The following is a 20502-nucleotide window of genomic DNA, read 5'->3' on the forward strand; positions in this document are numbered from 1 at the left end:
GCATCTATCCGATGCGGAGCGTACCGCCTACTTGACCAGCCTGACCCCCGGTACCGACATCAACCACTGCGGCACCCCTTTTACCGAGCCCCTTCTTGAAGCTCTCCTCGATGCCCTTCGCGACCCCGCTACTGGGTACCCCCGCCTCGGCGACGCCAACTTCCAGTCGGCGACCTTTGAAGGTGATGCCAACTTCCAGTCAACGACCTTCCAAGGCAAGGCGACCTTGCAAGGCGGTGTGACGACCCTGCAAGGCAAAGCCGACTTCCGATCAGTGACCTTCGAACGCGCTGCCCGATTTGTATCTGCGACCTTTGCGCTTAGCGCCCGGTTCGAGTCGGCAACCTTCGTTCGCAAGGCCTGGTTCGGGTCAGTGACCTTCCAGGGATACACCGGGTTCGGGTCGGCGACGTTCAAGCGCGAGGCCGAGTTCACACGGGCGACCTTCGAGCTCTTCGCCGGGTTCGAGTCGACGACTTTCCAAGGCAATGCCGACTTCAAGTCGGCGGCCTTCAAGCGCGAAGCCTGGTTCACGTCGGCGGTCTTCCAGGGCGACGCTGGGTTCGAGTCGACGACTTACGAGATTGTCGCAGGGTTCAAGTCGGCGACCTTCCAGGGTGACGCCCGCTTCGGGGCGGCGGCCTTCGGGCGCGAAGCCGAGTTCGGGTTCGCGACCTTCGAACGTGTCGCCCGGTTCGGGCCGCTGGTGTGCGCCGGGCGGATAAGGCTGTCTGGCGCCGTGTTCACCAGCCCGGTGACCCTCTCTATCGCCGCGCGTCACCTTGAGTGTCGGCGGACCCGATGGTCGTCAGCGGCTGAGTTGCGTCTGCGCTACGCCACAGTGGACTTCGCCCACGCGGTTTTCGAGTACCCCCTCACGATCGCCTGGGAGGACGAGCCCTTCGGTCTCCCCTATGGACGGGTGGTGGCAGAACAAGCCTTCGCCGACGCGCCCGATACCAGGGTGCGGATGGCCTCACTGCGCGGGGTGGACGCCGCCCACTTGGTCCTCGCCGACGTCGAACTGTCAAAGTGCATTTTCACCGGGACAGTGCATCTGGACCAGCTCCGGTTGGAGGGCATCTGTCCCTTCGCCGAGGTCCCGCCGCGACGGCGGTGGCGCCCCGCTCAGTACACCCAGCGCCGCACCCTCGCTGAAGAGCACCACTGGCGCGCGCGTCAACCGCAAGCAGTCCGGGGTTGGGACGTGGCGGTGTTCGGCGCCGGAAGCGTTGGGCCGGCACAGCTGGCTCCGGTGTACCGGGCGCTGCGCAAGTCGTTCGAGGACCGCAAGGACGAGCCGGGGGCGGCAGATTTCTATTACGGCGAGATGGAGATGCGCCGCCACGACCGCATCGGCACCACACGCGCTGAACGCGGACTCTTGCACGGCTATTGGTTGCTGTCCGGCTATGGCCTGCGCGGTTTGCGAGCCTTGGGATGGCTTGCCTTCGCTATGCTGATCACCATCCTGCTGTTGATGGGCTTCGGGCTCCCTCAAGAGTCTCCGAAACAGGAAGCCACGGGCACTGTGCCGCCCGGCGGAGGCAGGATCACCTTCGAGATCGACAAGGCGGACCCTCAGAATCCCACTGGGGTCCAGTTCACCGGCGAGCGCTTCGAGAAGGCCCTGAACGTCACGCTCAACTCGGTGGTGTTCCGATCCTCCGGTGAGGACCTCACAACCACTGGCACCTACGTTGAGATGGCTTCACGCGTGGTCGAGCCCGTCCTGCTGGGCCTGGCAGTCCTGGCTGTGCGCAACCGTGTCAAACGCTGATCCAGTGCCCCACAGCCAGGGGTTGTCAAAACACCGCGGCCAGAGAGCCAACAAAGTGCGCACGAACCACCCACGAGCCGTCCCGCAGGGAACTTCAGTGCCCAGGTTGAAACCTTCCATGCGGACCCGACAGGGGGCGCTGAGCGACGAGTAAAAGGGGACACTGGGGTGAGACGGAAACGCCCTGTCCCGCAACTGAGACTTTTCAGAAGGCCCTGTTCGGCACGCCGGAACGGGACATTCCGAATGCGAGCCCACAGCTCCATCCACACCACGGCCCTGCACGAGAACACCGTCGCCGCCTCAGCGCTCTACAACGAGACCGTGGCCGCTGAGGTCTGCGAGGCGCTTGGGCTGGCGACCGAGCCGCGCACCGTCACCCCGGGGCGCCGACCCGTGATGGAGGTTGCCGGGGTGCCGCACGAGCTGATCCGCTGGACCTCCCGGCGCAGTGACCAGATCGCCGCCTGCCTCGCCGAGCTGGAGCACGAGTACGTCACCGCCGTCGACGACGACGGCGAGCCCCGCTTCCTGCCGGTGGTCTCCGAGCGGGCCCGCGCCAAGCTGAACGGGATCGCGGCGAAGATGACCCGCCCTCCCAAGAAGAAGGCCCGGTCATTTGCCCAGCTGCGCGCCGACTGGAAGGAGAGCGCGATTGCCACCTCCGGGGTGGCCGTCGACGTCATCAACTCCCTCCTCGAGTACGCCCGTGCCGCGGCTGCGGCGATCTGGGCCCGGGTCGCCGCCGTGGTCGACGTCGCCCTGGCGGCCGTCGACGTCACTGCGACGGTGTTCGTGATGAACGACGGCGGCCGGTTCCACCGTCGGCACCTGCTCGCCGAAGCCCGCCGCCACCTCGCCCTCGTCCTTCGCGGCCGCCGCCGCGACCCCGGCCTGGACGACCGGATCGTGGCCGCCGCCATCTCCGCGCACTGCCTGGACATCAGCGACCCGAAGACCGCGCGCGGCCTGGAGCCCGGCTACCGCCTCTACACCGCCCGGTGGGCGCTCTCCGACCTCCCCGCCCGGCTCCGCCCACCAGCTCCCGCGCCCGACCCGGATCAGCAACCCCCGGCCGATCCCGGTACGTCGGCTGCGCCCCGGCCCCCGGGCCAGGACGCGGGGGAGGGGGAGATACCCCGCCTCCCGCTGAGCTACGACCGGGCCGTCCTCGCTGGCGCGGTGGTGAGGGAGAAGCTGCGCACCGCCACCGCCACCGCCACCGCTGTGCGGGGCCGGGCGTACGACGTCGTCGCGCATCAGCAGGCCGCGATGTCCGAGCAGCTGCTCGCGCACCGGGACGCCGACCCCGAGCACGACGACCAGGAGCCGGAGGCCGGGCCACGACCGGGGATCGACCTGACGGCACTGCGAGCCCTGAAGGCGTCGCGCACCGACGTGGAAGTCCTCGATCTCACCGACGAACGACTGCGCCGTCTCCAGGACGCCTTTGCCAAAGCGGCCGACCACGCCCACGAGACCATGAACCGCTACGCCGACCGGGAGGACACCGCCGCACCGTACCCGGTGCGCGAGGACGACCAGCGCGCGCACCGCCCCCAGCAGCCGGACCGACACCACGGGCCAGAAGCCGGCCGCTGAGCACACCCGGTGCGGCGCACTCGATGCGGCCGATGCCCACCGACAATGCCGTGCACTGAGACTCCGTCAACTTGAAGTCGCAGGTCAAAGGGCTGGTGTGATCGGATCGCAGGGTACTCGTGCTGGTCGCGGGCGGAACTCCGCGAAGAAGATCCTCCGTCAGCGGCTGACTTCGAGTTTCATCCGAACGAGCAGGGCGCGCAGAAGGTGGGTGGCGCGGGCGGGGTCGGTGCGGAGTTTGGTCAAGGTCCGCCAGTTCTTGAGGTGGGTGAAGCCGTGCTCGACCGGCGGCCCCCAGGGAGACGCATCAGCCCGCAACAAAGGCTTGTTTTCGCATATGGTTCCCGGCATCCAGCTGCTCTAGTGGCCGGAAGGAAGCTACATGTTCCCGACTAAAGGCGGATTCTTTAATGTCGATGCGACGCTCCCTCCTCACCCTCACCGCTGCAGCGGGCTTGGCAATGTCCGCAGCGCTCACCCCACCAGCGGCAGCAGCGGCACCCGCCGCCGAGACACCGTGGCGAAACTGCGAGGTCGGCGAGTTCTGCGTCTATGAGCACGACAACGGACTTGGCAAAGCGGCGTACTTCCGGAGTGGCACCAATGACCTGGGCGACTTCAACCTGGACAACCAAGTCTCCTCGGTATGGAACAGGACTGGCAGGTTGGTCTGCACGTACACAGATTATTTCAGCTGGGGGGACAAGTGGCCAGTAGGGAACTGGAAGGGAAATACCTCCCAGTACAACCGAAACGACAACATCAGCTCCCTGTGGGTAGGGGACGTTAACTGCAACTAGAACCTGATCGTGGGTGCCAAGGTGCCGCAACAGGCTGGTGTCGCGGAGGTGCGGCGCAGCATTTGCACGGGCCAGGCGGCACATGGCTCTTTGACGGGGAGCAGAGCCGGCTCGTGGTCCACGGGCTGGCCTGACGCGGGTAGCAGCAGAAACAGGGAGCCGAACCGTCCGGTTCTTACTCGCGGCGGCTCGGCGGCCCTCTACGATCCGGTACATGCTGGATCCCGAGTTGTTGGAACGGATCACCGCGCGGCGCGCGGAACTGGACGAACTCGAAGAACGGCTGGCCAAGCAGCTGGCGGAGGTGCGGGCAGAGCGGGACGAACTCGCCGGCGCCGAACGAGTCTTTGAGCGGGTGAGCGATCAGCTCGCCGATGAGCGCGCCTCGGCCGCGCCGCTGCCGGGGCAGGTTGGCGGACAGGCGGTGATGCTGATTCCGCACCGCGAGCCGGGTATGGAGGAGACCACGCTCCCGCGGGACTATCAGCGGATCCTCGCCGCCGTGCGGGAGGCGGCAGGACCGGTCAAGGCCCGGCAGGTCGGCGACGGCCTGGGCATCGACGTCAGCATGCGTGCCAAGCTGGAACCGCTGCGCGGGAAGCTGGTCCGACTCGTCGATCGCGGCTGGCTGCGGAAGCTGCCCGACGGCCGGTTCACCATCCGCCTGTAACCAGGAACCCCGACGCGCGAAACGGTGCTGCACGGGCGTAACCAGAATGCCCCCGGCGGCTGTTGGACTTGTGTGACGAATACCGAAGAACGCGCCGAGGACACCTGCCCGCTTACCTACCAGTGCCGCCTGCCGCTGTCCACGCGCACCGTCAACTACCTCGCCGATCTGCTCAGGCGCCATCTGAAGGCGATTCAGTCCAGGTGGCGGATCCTGCCGCCGGGGAAGATCGCGGTGATCGTCCTTGCCGTGCTGCGCCACGACCAGCGCCTGGCCGACATGGCCGGCGGCAACAACGTGTCCGAATCCACCGTCCGTCGCTGGCGCGACGAACTGCTTGGACTGCTCGCGCTCCAAGCACCGCGCCTGGATCGCGCCCTGAAGAAGCTCGCCAGGCAGGGTGGCGAGGTGGTCCTGATCGACGGCACCCTCATCCGCACCCAGCGTCGCACCGGCAAGGCCGACCGACGGAACTACTCCGGCAAGCACCACAGCCACGGCCTGCACTTCCTCGCCTTGACCAACGAGAACGGCCGCCCGATCTGGATATCCGCCGCCCGGCCCGGCCGCACCCACGACAACACCGCCGCCCGCCACGACCACATCCTGGCCCACCTGCGTGCCGCCGGCCTCGGGGCACTGGCCGACCTCGGCTTCCGCGGCCTGGACAACGACATCCTCGACCCCGTGATCGTCACCGGCTACACCGCCACCCGCACCCACAAACCCACCTCCGGCCAGAAGACTGCCAACCGCGTCCTCGCCGTCGGACGCGCACCGGTCGAGCACGCCTTCGCCCACCTCAAGAACTGGCGGACCCTCACCAAACTCCGCACCGACCCCGCCCGCGCCACCCAACTCCTGTGCGCCCTGCTCGTCCTGACAAACCTTGAAGTCAACCGCTGACAAATGATCTTCTCCGCGGACTCCCGCCCGCGACCAGCACGAGCACCCCCAGAACTGATCACACCAGCCCTTTGGCCTGCGGCGTCAAGTTGGCGGGGGCTCACTCTCCGGATGGATGCACGACATCGTTCCGGAGTGCACAACATCGCCGGTGACGATGCTCGGCATCCACCCCAATGCACCCTGCCGCGTTTCCCCTTGACACAGGCCCGTGTCAAGGGGAAACGCGCCGCACCGGCCCACCCGGAACACCGCACCGAGCCCACCCGATGCGAGCCACTCCCACCCGACATCCATCCGCGGCGCGCATCGTGCACCGGGTGGATGTCCATCGGTGGAGGCCATCGAGTGGGCGCCATCGGATCGAGTGGACGCCACCGAGTGGACGCCACCCAGTGGCGCGCACCGGGTGGATGCGCGCCACTCCCGCCCTCCAGCCATCCGGCGCGCGGCTACTGGTGCGTACCGTAGAAGGCCGCCGCCATCGCCAGGCGCTCGTCCCGCATCGTCTCCAAGGTGCCGGCGGTGTCCGCATCGTCGGGGTCCGGGATGACGTTCGCGGTGAACCGGATGATGCTGCGGGCGATGCCCAGCGCCGCCGTGGCCGGGGAGTCCCTCGCCCAGTCCCGCAGCACGGACAGCAGGATGCACCCGACCTCGTCCAGGGCGAACGAGTCGGCGGTCAGCTCGCAGTCGCTGGAGACAGCGGTGGCGGGCAGGACGATGTCCTCAGCCAGCCGCAGCAGCACGAAGGACAGCTCCGGGTCGGCGTCCGCGCGGCCGGTGACGTTGCCCCCGCCGCCCGTCTGCAGGGCCAGGAAGAAGTCGAAGGCGCGCCCCACCTGTTCCGGGGTGAGCGGGGTACGGGACGGGATCAGGTACGGCATGGAGGTCTCCTCAACTGTCGGTCGCCGCGCGGATCGCGACGACTCCCAGCAGCCTCGGGCGGTCGCCCTGTGGACAGAGGCCCAGAGATTTCTCCCTGCTCCACGGGATGGGACGAACCGGGCTGCCAGGGGCAAACCCGGCCCCCTTGTCCAGCTGACGACTTGAAAGCCGGCCCCGGCAGCCGACCCCTTGTCCGGGTCCGCCGCCCGGCCGCGCCCGCCGCGTTTCCCCTTGACCTGCCTCGCTACCAGCCACCGTCAGACTGCGGCCAAGGGGTGCCCCTGCACGCTGCTCCTTCGGATCAACGCCCCGGGCCGGGGCAGCGAAGGAGACGAGACGATGACGACCACCCACCCGAAGGCCGGGCAGCGACAACGCTCGGGCCGATCACGCCGGAAGGCCGGCCTGTGGCGGGCAAGCCGAAGGGGGCTCCTTGGGTGCCCACTTCGGAGGGCACTTGGGGACCCACTTTGGTGCCCGGCACCCGGGGTCGGGGAAAAGTCCCTGGTCAGGCCGGGAATCGGCGTGAAAACTGCGCCGTCACAACCCTCTTCTCTCCTCCTGATGTCCGTATGGGAGGAGAGCATCGGGTTCCGGGGGCCCGGACGCCCTCCCCGGGCGGGCGCGGCCAGCGGCGGCGGTCGGCCAGCGGCCGGTCGCGAGTGACGAGGGAGCAGAGCTGATGGCGGGGAAGCGGAAGAACAACCCGGCGGGGTCGACGAATGGTTTCCGCGGTGACGTGCTGCGGGTGCTTGGAGTGCTGAAGGTGGCCACGGCTGATCAGATCCAGCGGATCGGCGCTCCGCACCTGAGCTTTAGGCACACCGACAAGAAGACCCTGTCCGAGCAGAAGACCGCTCGCACCGCCTCGCACACCGGCGCGCTCTCCGACATGCGCAAGCACAACCTCGCCGAGAACGGCGGCTCCACCGAGACGGGGGAGAGGCTACGGAACCTGACCGCCAAGGGCCTGGAGGCCGCCTCCTACGAGCTGCGCCACCCGGTGACGGAGATGGGCTCCACCGCTCGCGGCGCGGGCTCCAGCGGGGCCTCCCACCCGATGGCCGTCAACGAGACCGTGATCGCGATGCTGCGCCCGAAGCCGAACCTGGCCAAGCTCGCCGACGACCCGGCCGAAGTCCGCGCCGCCGCCCAGGCCGCCGTCGACGCGCCGCCCGGGATCGGCACCATCGCCTCGTACTGGACCGAGGTCCCGCTGCCCGCCACCGGCACCTGGAACGCACCCGGCAAGGGCGGCGCCCAGGCAGACATCGTCCTCACCGCCCCGCAGGACCAGGTGCCCCTGCTGTTCATCGAGGTCGACAACTGCCACGAGACCGCCGAGGAGCTTGCCGACAAGCTGGAGAAGTACGCCCGGTTCTTCCGGCGGAGGGTGAAGGACACCGACGGCCGTGAGCGCCCGATGTGGCGCACTCGCTGGACGGCTCCGGCCACCTGGTCCGGCGATGCGACGCACCCGCCCGTCCTGCTGGTGTTCAACCACATCGGCGAGCGCAACCCCAACCGCACCGTCCCGCGCCTGAGCGAGCTGACCCGCCACCTGTGGCAGGGGGAGCGGCAGAAGGGCGGCTACCACCACTACGACGGGAGGATCCCGATCATCGCGACCGGCCTGCAGAACCTGCGCGAGCACGGCCCGGCCGGACCGGTCTTCCTCCGCTTCGGCCGCGACCACATGCAGCCTCTGCGGGAAGCGATCGGCAATCCCCGTCGTGAGGCGGCCGATGCCCGTGCCCGGGAAGAGGCCAAGGTCCGGCAGGACGAGTACCAGGCACAGGTACGGCGGGTGGCCCAGGAGCAGGCTGCGAAGAAGGCAGCCGAGCGTGAGGCCCGCCGTCCCGTCTGCACCGGCTGCGGGGCGAGGTTCACCGACGAACGGTGGGAGGCGGCTCACGCGACGGACTGGGGAGCCCCGAAGGACACCCACCCGCACCTGTGCGACGACTGCAAGCAAAGGGCCGTCGCCGCCGAAGGCCAAGCGGTCGGCGCACAGGCTCATCCTGCGCCGGTGCGTGGTGGGGCAGAGCAGCAGATTTTCCAGCGTGAGGCCCGTCGTCCTGTCTGCACCGACTGCGGTGCCACGTTCACCGACGAACGGTGGAAGGCGATCGAGCGCGTCGGCTGGGGCGTTCCCCCAGAGCCCCGCCCGTCTTTGTGCGAGGACTGCGACCGGCGGTTCGTCACCGACGTACAGCAAGCCTGGCCGGACGAGCACCGGCATCAAGAGCAGGGCCAGGCCCTGCCCGAGCAGAAGGCCGGCGGAACCTGGCTCTCCCGCTTCCGCAGGTGACGCGACCGCACCCGACTGTCAGTGGCGGCTGCCAGGCTGAACGGATGGACCGTGATGACGAGCAGCTGCTACGCCGCCGGGTCTACGGCGCCAACCACGACCACCCGGGCCCGCGGCCGAACCGGCGCTACGCCGAACTGGTCGGCGGGCCGCTGGACGGCCTGCTGCTCGAACTCACCGGCTGGACGCAGGAGGAGGTCGACACCGGCGTCGCGCTCTCCACCGAGCTGGGGCAGTTCGGCGCCGGCGGCCGGGCCATTTACGACCCACGCCCTGGCGATGCGGCTCGCTTCGACTAGACCGGCGACACTTCCTGACAGCCTGACTCAGTCGAAGGCACGGATGACCATGTCCAGGATGGCGCGTATGCCAGTCCAGTCTTGGCTGGCGATGACAGAAGGGTCTGCTTGAGCGCGTGCCAGCTTCTCTTGGTATGCCTGCTGCACGGCTTTCTTGTCGGTGATTTCACCTTGGTACTGCTTGCTGCCTTCGCTGTAGCTGCGCCATTGGACAGGCCGGAGACTGCCGTCAGGAAGCGACAGGACATCCCGGCCCAGGTAGAGCTCGATCGACCCTGCTAGCCCGTTGACGTCCGCCATCGATATACGGCCCATCGGTGCCTCGGCGGTCGGTGGCCCAAGCGTCGGGTAGGACTTCGCAAGCTCAAGGGGTGGGCAGCGCAAAATCTTGATGTTGCTCGGTAGGGAGCTTTGGGCCAGAGGTCGGAGGGCTTCCTGGGCGCCGGTGTCATTGTCGAACAGTGCAACGACGGGGTTGGCGATGCGTGCCGCAGCGAACGCACGCACGGTGACAACCAGCGAGCCCGCGCCCCCGCGTGGGTTGTTGTTGTAGTCCATGAACCGCACAAGGTCCGTGAGGTGTGGGTACAGCAGACTCAATGCCGGCTCGAGGATCGCGACGTCACTATGCCCTTCAGTGAGAACGACTATGGGGGCATGCGCGGCAGACTGTGCGTGCACGGCCTCTGCTGCGTCAGAGCAGAGGTGCAGGAGATCAGGGTCATCGGCTACGTCGTCGACCTGGTTCCCGTCCAGGATGAATACGACTTCCGCGTCGGGAAGCCCCAGGAGGGCGGCTTTGAGAGCGAATCCCGGCTCGGAGTACTCGAGCATGTTCAGCAGCCAGGAGGCTCCGCCTATCTCATGGGAAGGTGGGTTGGATGCTTTAGCTCCGAGGTTCTTGATCCAGTCCAGTGCGGTGTAACCGGCCAAGTAGGAGCGCTTTTCCTCCCGGGGGTCTGGCTGACCCTGGAGAAGCGGACCCAGCCCTGACTGGGAGCGCTCATCGTCAAGCAGCGCATCGAGGAATTCGATGGTGGCCTGTTCGGTATAATCGAGCAGGCTCAGCCGTTCCGAGACCACGGAGCCTGCCCCTCTGAGGGAGCGCTCGATGAACTCATCGACGTCATCAGCGTCAGGGCCGTACACCTCACGAGCTGTCACGGACCGCATGTGCAACATGTCGTCCGTGAAGGCAGCCACCAGCTCGGGGCCCCATCCGTCTCGTAGCCGACTGACCTGATGGCCTCCCACCCAGAGGCCCTCCCCATTACTCATGATTCATCTCCCCGAGGCTTCAACAAGGTTGTTCTGGACACCGGCTGCTCGACATCACCGGCTGGGTACAGGACGAGCTCGACACTGTCTGCCTGCAGACGCAGCTGGTGCTGTTCGGTGCTGGCGGCCGATCGATGCCCGCCCCGCGCCCCAGCGGCGACTGCTGACGCTGCCGCTACTCGGTGTGGGGCCTCGGCAGCGGACGCGGTCAAAAGCGGAATCCGAAGAGGCCGCCGTCGTTCAGGCGATCGGTCAAGTGGGGTTGCCGTACGTAGGGGGCGGGGTCGAAGCCGCGGCGGGTGGCCTTATCGAGGTCGTCGCTGTTGAAGGTGGCGATGTACTGCAGATCTTCTTCGCGGGTGACGTCGGCGGCGAGTTTGAGGGCGGCGGCGAGTTGGCGGTCGTCGACGCCGTCGAAGAGGTGGCTGTCATGGATGAGGAAGTCGGGGCCGCGGCCGTGGCGGTGAGCGAGGACAGCAAGGGTCAGGTCGAAGCAGAAGATGACCATGCTGCTGATGCCGCGGCTGTCGTCGCTGTGGATGTGGGGGCGGATCTGGAGGCTGTTTGGGCCGGCTTCGATGGCAAGGTAGGCCTCACGTCCCTGTCCGTAGAGGCGTTGGGCGTACTGGGAGAACAGCAGCGTTGCCTCAGCGGTCTGCTCGGCGCGTTCGTCAAGGTCGGTGGTGACGGCTTGCTGTAGCTGCAGACGCTGGGCGGTGATCTGCCGTGCGCTGGCTTCCAGAGTGTGGGCGGCGTCGTAGCGGTGGCGCAGTGCTTCTAGCGTGGCTTGCTCGCGGGCCAGGGCCTGCTGCAAGGCCGTTAGGGCTTCGAGGGCGCCGCCGTCGTTGAGGATGCGCAGCAGGCGGGACTGTTCCTCGCCCAGGCGGGCTCGTTCGGCGCGGCGGCCTTCGAGGCGGTCGGTGAGTTCGGCGATCTCAGCGTCGAGGAAGCGCCTGCGGTTGCGGACGACCGAGTGATGGAAGGTCTGCACTTCATCGAAGCGGCGGCGTACCTGGTTGCTGAGGACGACTCCGAGTTCTTCGTAGACGGGCCGCAGGTAGCCGGTATCGACGTCACTGGCTTCCGTGATGGCTTGCTGGAGTTCTTCCAGGTTGTCGCGGTCGATGACGTCGTTCTGGGCGAGCTGCTTGATCTGCCGGGCGACGTCGTCGGCCTGCTCCTTGACCCGTTCGTACTCGGGGACGACCTGGAAGTCCGCGATCTGCGCCTGAAGCCGGTCAACCTGGGCCTGAGCCAGAGTGATCTGGCCGCGCAGGTCGGCGGTGGTCCCGACGATGCGACCCCAGACAGGGTCATTGACGGCCTTGCGCAGCTGGGTGCGGGTGGCCTTGCGGGCGGCTAGCTCGCGATAGCCGTTGGCCAGCTGCCAGTCCAGCCCCAGCAGATAGGCGAGATTGGTGGTCGCATCGGCTTCCGCCTGGCGGGCGAAGGTGCGAGTGGCCTCATTGAACCCGTGCGAGGAGGCACGACGCGCCAAGAACGACAGCATGGTGCGCCCGCTGACACCCGGATGATCCTCCCGCAGATGGAACAGATCCCGCTCGATCAGCCGATTCCAGTCCTCCACACCCAGCTCGGCCGGCCCGCCGAAGTCGAATATCGAAGGCCGACGGTCATCACCGACGCTCACGTCCGGCTCGATATGCACGACATTGGGCCGGCTACCGGCGCGCCATACCTGCAACGGCCCGGCATCCGGCCACGTCATCTCAAGGCTGAACGTGATCTCACGCAGCGCTTTCTTCGACGTCAAGGATGTCTTGGTGACCCGGGCCCCGAGCAGGAAGTGGATCAGCTCGACCAGGCTGGACTTGCCAGCGCTGTTACGGCTGTCCGTGTCGGAGGAAGACTGCGTCCGGTCGGCGACGATCAGATTCATTCCCGCCGTAAATGCTGCGGTCTTGAACCGGCGATCGTCAGCGCTCAAGCGCCGCAGCATTGACACTCCTCGCAACTAGGACGTCCCGGCGCAGTTCCACCGCGCCCATGCTGTACAGCACGTCCAAGGCCAGCACGAACCAGCCGAACGATACCGGTGCGTGATGACCATGTTCAGCCCGCCACTTCCTCAGCCGCGCCCACGCCTGGCTGACCGACCGCGGCTCATCCAGCTGCAGCAGGACCTGCGCACCGACCGCCAGCAGGCACCTGTCCGGCGCGATGCCCTTCGTTGGAGTGATCACGCGAGCATCCCCAGTCCGGAAGGTGTCCAGTCCGCCGGCGGCGCCTCGAAGACGTCGCAGCGCTCGAAGAAGTGCGCGAGGATCACCCAGGCCGCTCGTTGCATGCGAGGGGGCACGCTGCCGTTGCCCAGCACGTACATCTCCAGCTGCCACAGCACGTCCTCGGCGTCCGGCCACTCCCGCCGGACCTGCTCGTAGTACAGCCGGAACCCCTGAGCCACCTCATCGTGCTCAACCGCCCGGATCGTGCCCGCGTAGAACTCATCGACCAAGTGACTGTGCCGCATCCCGCGCAGCAGATCCTCGCGGGCCTCCCCTTGCACCCGGTTGAAGTCCAGCTTCCCCGGGTCAACCTCGGGCAGCGGCATCAGAGGATCGGCCGCCTTGCGCTGTTCACGCAGGTGCTTGAGCAGCGGAGCGAGGTCCTCCATGCCGATGCCGTGGACGACCGGCTGGATCGGTATCTGGCAGCCCAGAACGTCCTCGGCCAATGCGAGCTCAAGTTGCATGCACTCGTGCCAGAGTCTGCGCGTGCCCATCTGCTGGAACCGTAACTGCGGATGAAGACGCTCGACTTCGGACAATACCGTTGCGACCTCCGGATGCATGCCCCGGCGGTCGTTGTGCACGAAGACGAACGTGTCGAACTGCTCGCGCCGCTTCGCCAGCGCCTTGGCCAGATCCGAGTCGATCTTCTTTCTGATCTCTGTGGCACTCACCGTCTGGGGCGCGTAACAGGCGTACAGCTTGTGCTCGTGCAGCATCAGACCGTCAGAGCCCTGATCACCCAGCCGTCCGTGCGTCCGCACGTCCAAAAACTCCGGGTAGCGCGCACACATCAGGTCATGGAAGAAGGTCTCGAACGAAGTCTCATTCAGCTCGGCCATCAGCTCCAAGAACTTCAGCCGTGCGTACATCCGTTGCTCGTACTGCATACGCCCCCCTGCGCTCCTCAGCAGGGTAGCGCCAAGTGATCAATCGAATACACCCTTGTGGGGCAGTTCGGCGCCGGCGGCCGGGCGATGTACGACCCGCCCCGGCGACCCGGGCCGGATCAACTGGACCGGCGACACTCCCTTAGTGCCTCGGGCCGACTCGCCGCTTGAACCGGCCCTGGGCACGTTGGAGAGCGTGACCAGCGCGCCGATCGTCGTGCACCGACCCTCCGTCTCGGGTGTCCGGAGAGTCACCTCGCACAGCGGCGGGCGGGACGGAATTCTCGGGCCGCGCTTTCGAGCGCTGCCCCCTTCTCTGTGCCGGACTGCCTCAGAAGAGCAGAGGGCGGGTGGGGTGGACCGTGACCTCGGCGCTAGGGAAGAAGGCCTGGTAGAGAGTCGGGACTAGCCGTGTGGGGTTCTGTTCCAGGTACAGCCCGACCGTCCGGACCTGTGGACAGGTACCGGATAGTGGCGTGAGGTCAGTGTCTTCATGAATGCTCGTCACATACACGGTCTTGAGGCTGGGCAGGTGTGGGGCGGAGAGAAGACCGGGGAGGTATTTAGCTGCGATGCTCATTGAGCTGAGACGCGGGAGCCTGGCAATCTCAGCCCAGTCCCTGGGGGCGAGGTCGCCGATATCTTGTTGGATGTAGAGGTTCTCCAGCGTCGGCCAGGTGCTCACACCTCGCAGTCCGGTTTCCGTGATAGCGCCTTCGCCCAGTGACAGACTGGCGAGTGGAGCGTCTTGTGGCAGGGCGGTCAACCCGTCCGGCAAACGCGTCATGACGGTGATCGCTTGGAGCGTGGTGAGGTAGTCCAGCCCGGCTGTCCCGCCAAGGTCCCGGATAGACAGGGATGTCAGCCTCATCTCCGTCAGGGGCCGAAGATCCTCAACTCCTGGACAGCTCACCAAGTTCATGTGGTGGATCGAGGGCAGAGAGGCGAATGGCCGCAGGTCGTTCAGCAGGGTGTTCTCGTAAAGACCGAGGTACTCCACCCGTTCGGGCAGAGCCCCGAGGATGTCTGCAGGATCATGGTCGCCTGTTATGCCTAGTCGTGTCCGATCGCCGAGACGTGGCAAGGTACGCACCTGCGCGGGCGAAGTGAGAAAGAGGAACAGGTCGTGGGTGTCGACGTGGGCCAGCACCTCATCGGCGTACACCTCAGCATCGAAGAGATGCCACGCCCGCATCAGATTCGTCCGGACCCTCTCAGCGGAATGGTTCCGGTATTGCGCCAGCACCGGCACCGCTGCCTCCGTGCCGACCAGCGCTGCCGTCGCCGTTACGGCCTCGGCTTCGTCGTCGGACAGCACATCCGGGCCTGGTAGCAGTTCCAGGATCAGCGGCCCGATCTGTGCCAGTTCCTTGACCTCGGCGTCCGTGTGGGGCGGCAGCAGCGTCGCCGTCGCCTCCTCGACCCTGCGCCGTATGGCCGGATCAAGCTCCGTGGCATGTTCAAGGCACGCCATCGCCAGCAGATGGACGCGTTTGTCCGCGGAGGCCGTCAGTAGATTGAGTAACTCGGCCCGTTCACGAGGTCGGGCTTGTGCCACTGCCATGCGGATGACGTCTGTCCACTGGTCGTCGGCGGCGTGCTCCGCCAGCAGGCCGAAGTCGCCAGTTTCCACGGCCGCCCGCGCCCCTAGGTAATCCTGGAATGTGCGGTGCACGAAGTGGATCGTGCCCGGGGTGGGGGAGAGGAGCAGGCCGGTGCGGATCAGGAAGTGGCGCAGCACTGCGTCCGCGTCCCCGAGGACTTGCGCCGCCGGGATCGCCGGGAGCACCTCTGCAATGATGCTCTCCGCGCGGCTGCGGTCCATCTCTGTTCGGCCGTTGCGGATGAGCCAGTAGGCGAGACGCTGGAGGAGCTGCAGTTGGGGTTCCTCGCTCAGCTCGGGGGTCGCCATGTCACGTTCGCGGTCGCGGCGGACCAACAGCAGGGAGAGAGCAGAGTCGTACAACTCCTTACGGCCGTGTGGGAGGTAGCCACGCCGGTCGCGGTGCAGGGCGCAGATCAGACCGCACATCAACGGATTCGTGGCGAATCGGCCTAGGTCTGGCTTGGTGCGGACGGCGTCGCGTAGCTGGGCCTCGTAGACAGCCAGGGCAGCATCCTCGTCAGGCGCGCCGGTGGCGGCTGCCCGGTGCCAGCGCCTGATGAAGGCTGCCACATCCGATGGGCCCATCGCAGAGAGGCCGAGTTCAGTGAATCCATCGGCGGCGAGCCAGTCCTCGCGCACGGCCGAGGGACGTGAGGTGACGAGCCAGCGGTTGCCGGGGTAGGCCTCCAGCAGGTCGCGCAGCCAGGTCCTCGTACGTTCGCGTTCGGGCTCCGGCACCTCATCGAGGCCGTCTACCAGGACGAGTCCGCGCCCGCTGGTCAGGACGCGGTGCTCCCAGCCTTCCGGCTGCGTGCCGGCCAGGGGGCAGCCGACGGCGGTAAGGAAGTGCGCGGGGGAGGGGAGGCGTTCGCCGTGCCGGGTGAGAGTGCGCAGGGGGAGCACGAACGGGATCCGGCCGATGAGGTAGGCCATGCGGTCCGCGGGGCCGGTCGCCGCCGACACCGCGAGCCACTGGATCAGCGTGCTTTTGCCCGAGCCTGCAACCCCGCGCAACAGCACTCGGTCGTGGTTGGCTAGCGTCTGATCGGCGGGGGCAGGGGCGGAGACGGGGGAGGCCGACTCTAGCCCGAAGTCTGGTTCTCCCCCGTGTCCGATGACGTCCAGGCTGAGGTAGGCGGCGTCCAGCGGCCAGCGATCCGGCGAGTTGCTGAGGTCGATGCCGTAAATCGTGAGCTTGCCGTGCTTCTTGGCGACGTAGTTGAGGTAGCCGTGCTCGAAGGCTGTGTCCCGAGCACCTGGGCGCGGGGTACGGGCGAGCACCTCATCGACCTTCGCGATGAGGTCCGCCTGCGTCCGGGTCTGTTCCACCAGGGTACGAGCCACGAAAGTCGAGCGGCGGGTGAAGAACTCCAGGATCTGCAGGCAGGCCCACTCCGTCGCGGAGTCGAGGAAGAGCTGAGCGTCGGATGACAGCCCATCCGGCTTGGGCCCCTGATGACGCAACGTGCGCGCCAGTTCCCGCTGACCTAGCCGCACGGCTTGGATATCGCTCATGTCCAGATCCCCTAGGGCAAGCAGCCTTCGGGCCAGTGCATTGGCCACGGCAACCCGTTCCTGGGTGCGAAAGGGTAGTTCGCCGGGTGAGTCGATCGCTTCCTGGACGAGATGCTCCGCGAGCTTGTGCACGTCCTTCTCGCCCAGCGTGCGTTTCTCACCACGGAAAGAGACCAGGTCCTTCAGCCGCACGGGCCTGTCGACCAGTCCAGCACCAGGCCCGTCCGCCACGAAGAGTTTCCTGATCAGTGAGCCGACCAGATTGGAGGCCAGCCTGCCACCGAGTACCACTGGATCCATCCGCCACCCCCGTGTGTTCCGGATACGGGTGGAGCCTAGACGGTGGTGACTACAGCTGTCCGTTGCACTCCGGTAGCTGGAACATTCTCTCGTCGCCGGCGGGCAGACGGCGGCGCTGTTGTCGCTGTCCGGGACGATCGTGAATTCCCTCGTACGCGGCCGGGACCCACTGCCCTGCCCCGCAGGTGCCCGCCCATGCGCTATGTCCACCGCATCCCGATCTTGGACAGTTGCTCCATCCGTTCCGGTGTCAGCGTCGCGGCCCTGCTCCGCTGGTTGCCGATCCAGGCTCCCAGCTTGTGCTCTCGCTCCTGCTGGTCTTCGCCGACGATCCGTTCGACGTGTTTCCTCGGTACGCGCAGGTGTCCCTCGCGTTCGTAGAACTGCTTGGCGGCCTCGTAGTTCATCGCCCACTTGTCGGCCTGCGTGCGGCGTGGGGGCGGCTTCTCGTCCTCGCTGGCGGGCTCGATCCCGAGGACCTGTTCGCACATCCACTGCTGCACTCCGGTCAGCTTTTCCCAGCCCAGCCGCTGCGCCCGCACCCATCGTCCGAGGTCTTCGCCCCGGTGCACGACGTCGCCCGGCTCGGTGGGCAGCTCGCCGCCGATCTCCTCCAGGTGCATCCGGGTGAGGTGGAAGGCCCGCTGCCATTCCACCGGCCAGGCCGGGCACCAAGACGGGTCGATCTCCTCCAGCTGCTCGCGCCGTTCCTCCGTCAGGGCGCCGGCCCATGACTCCACCGGCAAGCCTTCGGCCTGGCGTTGTTCGAGGTCCAGGGCGCGCCGTGCGGCGGCGCGGGCGTTCTTCAGCCAGATCCCGACCTTGTAGCCCTGGTGCGCGGCGTCCAGCGGGGCCAGGAGGTGCCCGTGTTCGGCCGCCCACCCGCGCGCGGCGGTCAGACCCTCCTCCCACGCGACGTCGAAGTGGGACCAGATCATGCCCAGCTTCTCCAGCTGCGCGACGCGGTCCTCGTCCATGTTCCCGCGGGCGTAGAACCGGCGCGCGTCTGCGGTCCACTGCCCCAGCGGGAAGTTTGCGAGCGAGGCCGGCCACCCTTCGGCTTCGGCTTCGTCCCCGGCCGGGACGCGGAACGTGAACGGGACGCGGAGGTCGCCGTGTTCGCGGGCGAAGATGACGGCGGCCTCCACCCCGCGACGCCAGTGCTCGTGCTCTGGGTTGAGAACCCGCAGGTTGATGAACGCCGCGAGGGCGGCCGGGTCACGCGGCGTGGAGAACTTCAGCAGGGCCTTGGCGGGGGCGCTGACGCCTCTGGAGCCGTCGCCGCTCCCGCCCGTGCTCTTCCCGCTCTCGTCCTTGCTGACGTAGCGGCTCGGGGCCTGCTGCTCCGCGAGGGTCTCCACGATCCTCGCGTCGTGCGCCCGCAGCGCCTCCAAGAGCTTGGCCAACCCGCCGAACGCCCGGGACGTCAGCATGTTGTCCGCCGTCTCGCCCGGCCCGAGCAGCACCGGCACCACGAGCGAGGCCATCTTCCCCTCGCCCGGCTGCATCCGCAGCGCCCGCCCCACCGCCTGGACCAGGTCCGGCATCGACCCGCGCACATCCGCCCAGTACACCGAGTCGCAGTTCTTCGTGTCGACGCCCTCGCCCAACACCTTCACTGAGCACAGGAAGCACTTCTCCACCACCGTGCCGTCCGAGGCGATCCCGTCGGCGAACTCACCCAGGAGCCGGCGGCGGTGGAGCGGCTTGTGGTCCCCGCAGAGCCAGTCCGCCCAGATCGTGGCCGGGTACAGCTCGGGATCACTGGCGTGCAGCTGCGCGGCGACGTCCGGGAGGCCGGCCGCGAAGGCTTCGGCCTCCTTCACCACATGGTGGAACACCAGCGTGCGGCGGAAGCCCTCCTCAGCAGACGCCTTCACCAGCGCGGTCTGCAGAGCGGCGAGCCGCGCCCCGCGGACCTCTGCCGACCGGCCCTCCGCGCCCAGGAGCTGCGCGGCCTGGAGCGCGGTGTCGGTGACGTCCACGCATACGACCTGGTAGGGGGCACAAATTCCCCTGTCGATGGCCTCCGAGAGCGTCAAAGTGAACGCCCTGCTGCCGAAGGGCCCGTCCGGATTGTCGTCCATGCTCGCGACAAGCTCGCCGGGTGCGCCAGCCTCGCCCTCGTCCCCGAGCTGCCACAGCCGGGGCGTGGCCGTCATGTACAGACGGCGCAAGGACGGGATCTTCTGGTTGTCGTGGACGACCGCCCACGGCTTCCCGATCCGGCCCGAAACCCGGTGGGCTTCATCCACGACGATCAGGTCCCAAGCCGCCAAACCCGCAGCGTGCGCCCGCTCCAGCGTGCCCAGACCGAGGCTGGCGTACGTGGCGTACACCGTCACCTTCTCCAGGCCCCGGGTCCACTCCACCAGCTCGTCCACGTCCGTGGTGCTGGGGAAGGACACCTCCTCACCCCGCAGCGAGGACACCCCGATCATCGGCCCCCTGCGGCCCCCCTCGCGCCACGCGACCTCGGTCTGCGCCAGGAGGTCCAGCGAGGGCACGAGGACCAGCACACGGCCCGCGTGGAGCTCCTCCGCGCTGCGGACCGCCACCCGGGTCTTCCCGGACCCGGTCGCCATGATCACCTGCGTTCGAAGCCCTCGTTCGGGCACAAGTGATCTTGCAGGCAATTCGAGGGCACGGAGCACCGCGTCAATGGCTTCTCGCTGGGCGGCCTCGCGCTGATCAGCGCGGTCTGTGCTCGACATATTCGTTTGCCTTCTTTTGGGGTGCCGTCCGGTCGATTCGAGCGGAGGGAAACGGGAAACCTGCACGTAGAGGAGCCGCGAGGGCTACGGTTGGACTGACGCGATCGGCTGGTTGCTCTGCCTCACCGGAGCCCCGGTCAGGCCGTGGGATGGATCTCGATAACCTCCCGGAGAGGTCCGGGGTGGTGTGCCCTGAGTCCAGATTCTATCCCGCTCTCGAAAATGAAGCACGCGAATGCCGAGATTCCCCCTAACGTGGCTGAAAGCTGTTAGTCTTGCCTTATTGCAAGCCAGTCCGGAGTCTTGACGGCCCCTCAGTCCGCTCTCCCGATTCGGGTGGCCGGGCCCCCGCGTTCAGTCACTCGCCCGACTGCCCGTCACCACCACCCCTCCGCTGCTGCCGGGCCGTCAGGCCCGTGGGCGTACCGCGCGGAGCGCGGTACGCCTGACCGCACGAGTGTTGACGCGGGGTCATGGGTGGCTGGAGCGCAGCGGAGGCCACCGGGTCGGGCGGAGCCCGGGCCCGGGTCGCAACGCGGCCCGGTTTCACTGCTGTTGGCCGTGGAGCGAAGCGGAGGGGCTGGCCCGGCTGTGCCGGGCGCGGTACGCGGAGCGTGCCGCTGGCGCTCTCGCGGAGCGGGAGCGCAACTGGGGTGCGAAGCACCCCAGTTCGCTTGCATATCGCGCAGCGATA

At 67.4% G+C, this 20502-nt stretch carries 15 protein-coding genes; 7 read left to right on the plus strand and 8 right to left on the minus strand.

Going from position 1 to position 20502, the window contains the following annotated elements; translation table 11 throughout:
- The first annotated feature begins 31 nt into the window (after positions 1 to 31).
- Both OH809_RS43635 and OH809_RS43640 read left to right on the plus strand, forming a co-directional pair.
- Positions 32 to 1780 carry a pentapeptide repeat-containing protein gene (locus OH809_RS43635; RefSeq protein WP_406415212.1) on the plus strand — a complete coding sequence of 583 codons (1749 nt, stop codon included), beginning with the start codon at positions 32 to 34 and terminating at the stop codon, positions 1778 to 1780.
- A gap of 246 nt (positions 1781 to 2026) precedes the next feature.
- Positions 2027 to 3382 (plus strand): relaxase domain-containing protein, encoded by a 1356-nt coding sequence (locus OH809_RS43640; protein WP_406415210.1) that lies wholly within the window; start codon positions 2027 to 2029, stop codon positions 3380 to 3382.
- Positions 3383 to 3541: 159 nt separating this feature from the next.
- Here OH809_RS43640 and OH809_RS43645 read toward each other — a convergent pair whose 3' ends face one another.
- On the minus strand, positions 3542 to 3733 hold the full coding sequence (locus OH809_RS43645; RefSeq protein WP_406384966.1) for a hypothetical protein: 192 nt from the start codon (positions 3731 to 3733) through the stop codon (positions 3542 to 3544).
- A gap of 110 nt (positions 3734 to 3843) precedes the next feature.
- Between OH809_RS43645 and OH809_RS43650 the strand changes: the two genes are divergently transcribed.
- The 3 genes from OH809_RS43650 (at position 3844) to OH809_RS43660 (ending at position 5758) form a co-directional block, all read left to right on the plus strand.
- Entirely contained in the window at positions 3844 to 4182 is a 339-nt protein-coding gene (locus OH809_RS43650) for a peptidase inhibitor family I36 protein (protein ID WP_406384967.1), read from the plus strand.
- A gap of 214 nt (positions 4183 to 4396) precedes the next feature.
- Complete coding sequence (locus OH809_RS43655) at positions 4397 to 4852, plus strand: hypothetical protein (protein ID WP_406415207.1); 456 nt, start codon at positions 4397 to 4399, stop codon at positions 4850 to 4852.
- A 72-nt stretch (positions 4853 to 4924) separates the two neighbouring features.
- The gene (locus OH809_RS43660) at positions 4925 to 5758 is read left to right on the plus strand and encodes a transposase family protein (RefSeq protein ID WP_406415205.1); all 834 of its coding nucleotides are present in this window, start codon (positions 4925 to 4927) and stop codon (positions 5756 to 5758) included.
- A 452-nt stretch (positions 5759 to 6210) separates the two neighbouring features.
- On the opposite strand, the gene OH809_RS43665 is transcribed toward OH809_RS43660, so the two are convergent.
- On the minus strand, positions 6211 to 6645 hold the full coding sequence (locus OH809_RS43665; RefSeq protein ID WP_406415204.1) for a hypothetical protein: 435 nt from the start codon (positions 6643 to 6645) through the stop codon (positions 6211 to 6213).
- A 683-nt stretch (positions 6646 to 7328) separates the two neighbouring features.
- Here OH809_RS43665 and OH809_RS43670 point away from each other — a divergent pair.
- Together OH809_RS43670 and OH809_RS43675 are read left to right on the plus strand one after the other, a co-directional pair.
- Positions 7329 to 8957 carry a replication-relaxation family protein gene (locus OH809_RS43670; protein ID WP_406415202.1) on the plus strand — a complete coding sequence of 543 codons (1629 nt, stop codon included), beginning with the start codon at positions 7329 to 7331 and terminating at the stop codon, positions 8955 to 8957.
- A gap of 44 nt (positions 8958 to 9001) precedes the next feature.
- A complete protein-coding gene (locus OH809_RS43675) occupies positions 9002 to 9256 on the plus strand; it encodes a hypothetical protein (protein ID WP_406415200.1) in 255 nt (84 codons plus the stop codon).
- 27 nt (positions 9257 to 9283) lie between these two features.
- Here OH809_RS43675 and OH809_RS43680 read toward each other — a convergent pair whose 3' ends face one another.
- The 6 genes from OH809_RS43680 to OH809_RS43705 all read right to left on the minus strand — a co-directional run bounded on the left by OH809_RS43680 (position 9284) and on the right by OH809_RS43705 (position 19808).
- On the minus strand, positions 9284 to 10459 hold the full coding sequence (locus OH809_RS43680; protein WP_406415198.1) for a hypothetical protein: 1176 nt from the start codon (positions 10457 to 10459) through the stop codon (positions 9284 to 9286).
- Positions 10460 to 10742: 283 nt separating this feature from the next.
- Positions 10743 to 12482, minus strand: a complete 1740-nt coding sequence (locus OH809_RS43685) for an ABC-three component system protein (protein WP_406415196.1) — start codon at positions 12480 to 12482, stop codon at positions 10743 to 10745.
- Positions 12472 to 12738 (minus strand): ABC-three component system middle component 6, encoded by a 267-nt coding sequence (locus tag OH809_RS43690; protein WP_406415194.1) that lies wholly within the window; start codon positions 12736 to 12738, stop codon positions 12472 to 12474. The genes OH809_RS43685 and OH809_RS43690 overlap by 11 nt, the downstream gene beginning before the upstream one ends.
- A complete protein-coding gene (locus tag OH809_RS43695; protein WP_406424617.1) occupies positions 12735 to 13625 on the minus strand; it encodes an ABC-three component system protein in 891 nt (296 codons plus the stop codon). The genes OH809_RS43690 and OH809_RS43695 overlap by 4 nt, the downstream gene beginning before the upstream one ends.
- Before the next feature lie 379 nt (positions 13626 to 14004).
- Positions 14005 to 17094 (minus strand): NACHT domain-containing protein, encoded by a 3090-nt coding sequence (locus OH809_RS43700; protein WP_406415193.1) that lies wholly within the window; start codon positions 17092 to 17094, stop codon positions 14005 to 14007.
- A gap of 200 nt (positions 17095 to 17294) precedes the next feature.
- Positions 17295 to 19808 (minus strand): Helicase associated domain protein, encoded by a 2514-nt coding sequence (locus OH809_RS43705; RefSeq protein WP_406415191.1) that lies wholly within the window; start codon positions 19806 to 19808, stop codon positions 17295 to 17297.
- Positions 19809 to 20502: the final 694 nt, after the last annotated feature.

Source organism: Streptomyces sp. NBC_00873 (assembly GCF_045207415.1).
In the GTDB taxonomy this organism is placed as follows: domain Bacteria; phylum Actinomycetota; class Actinomycetes; order Streptomycetales; family Streptomycetaceae; genus Streptomyces.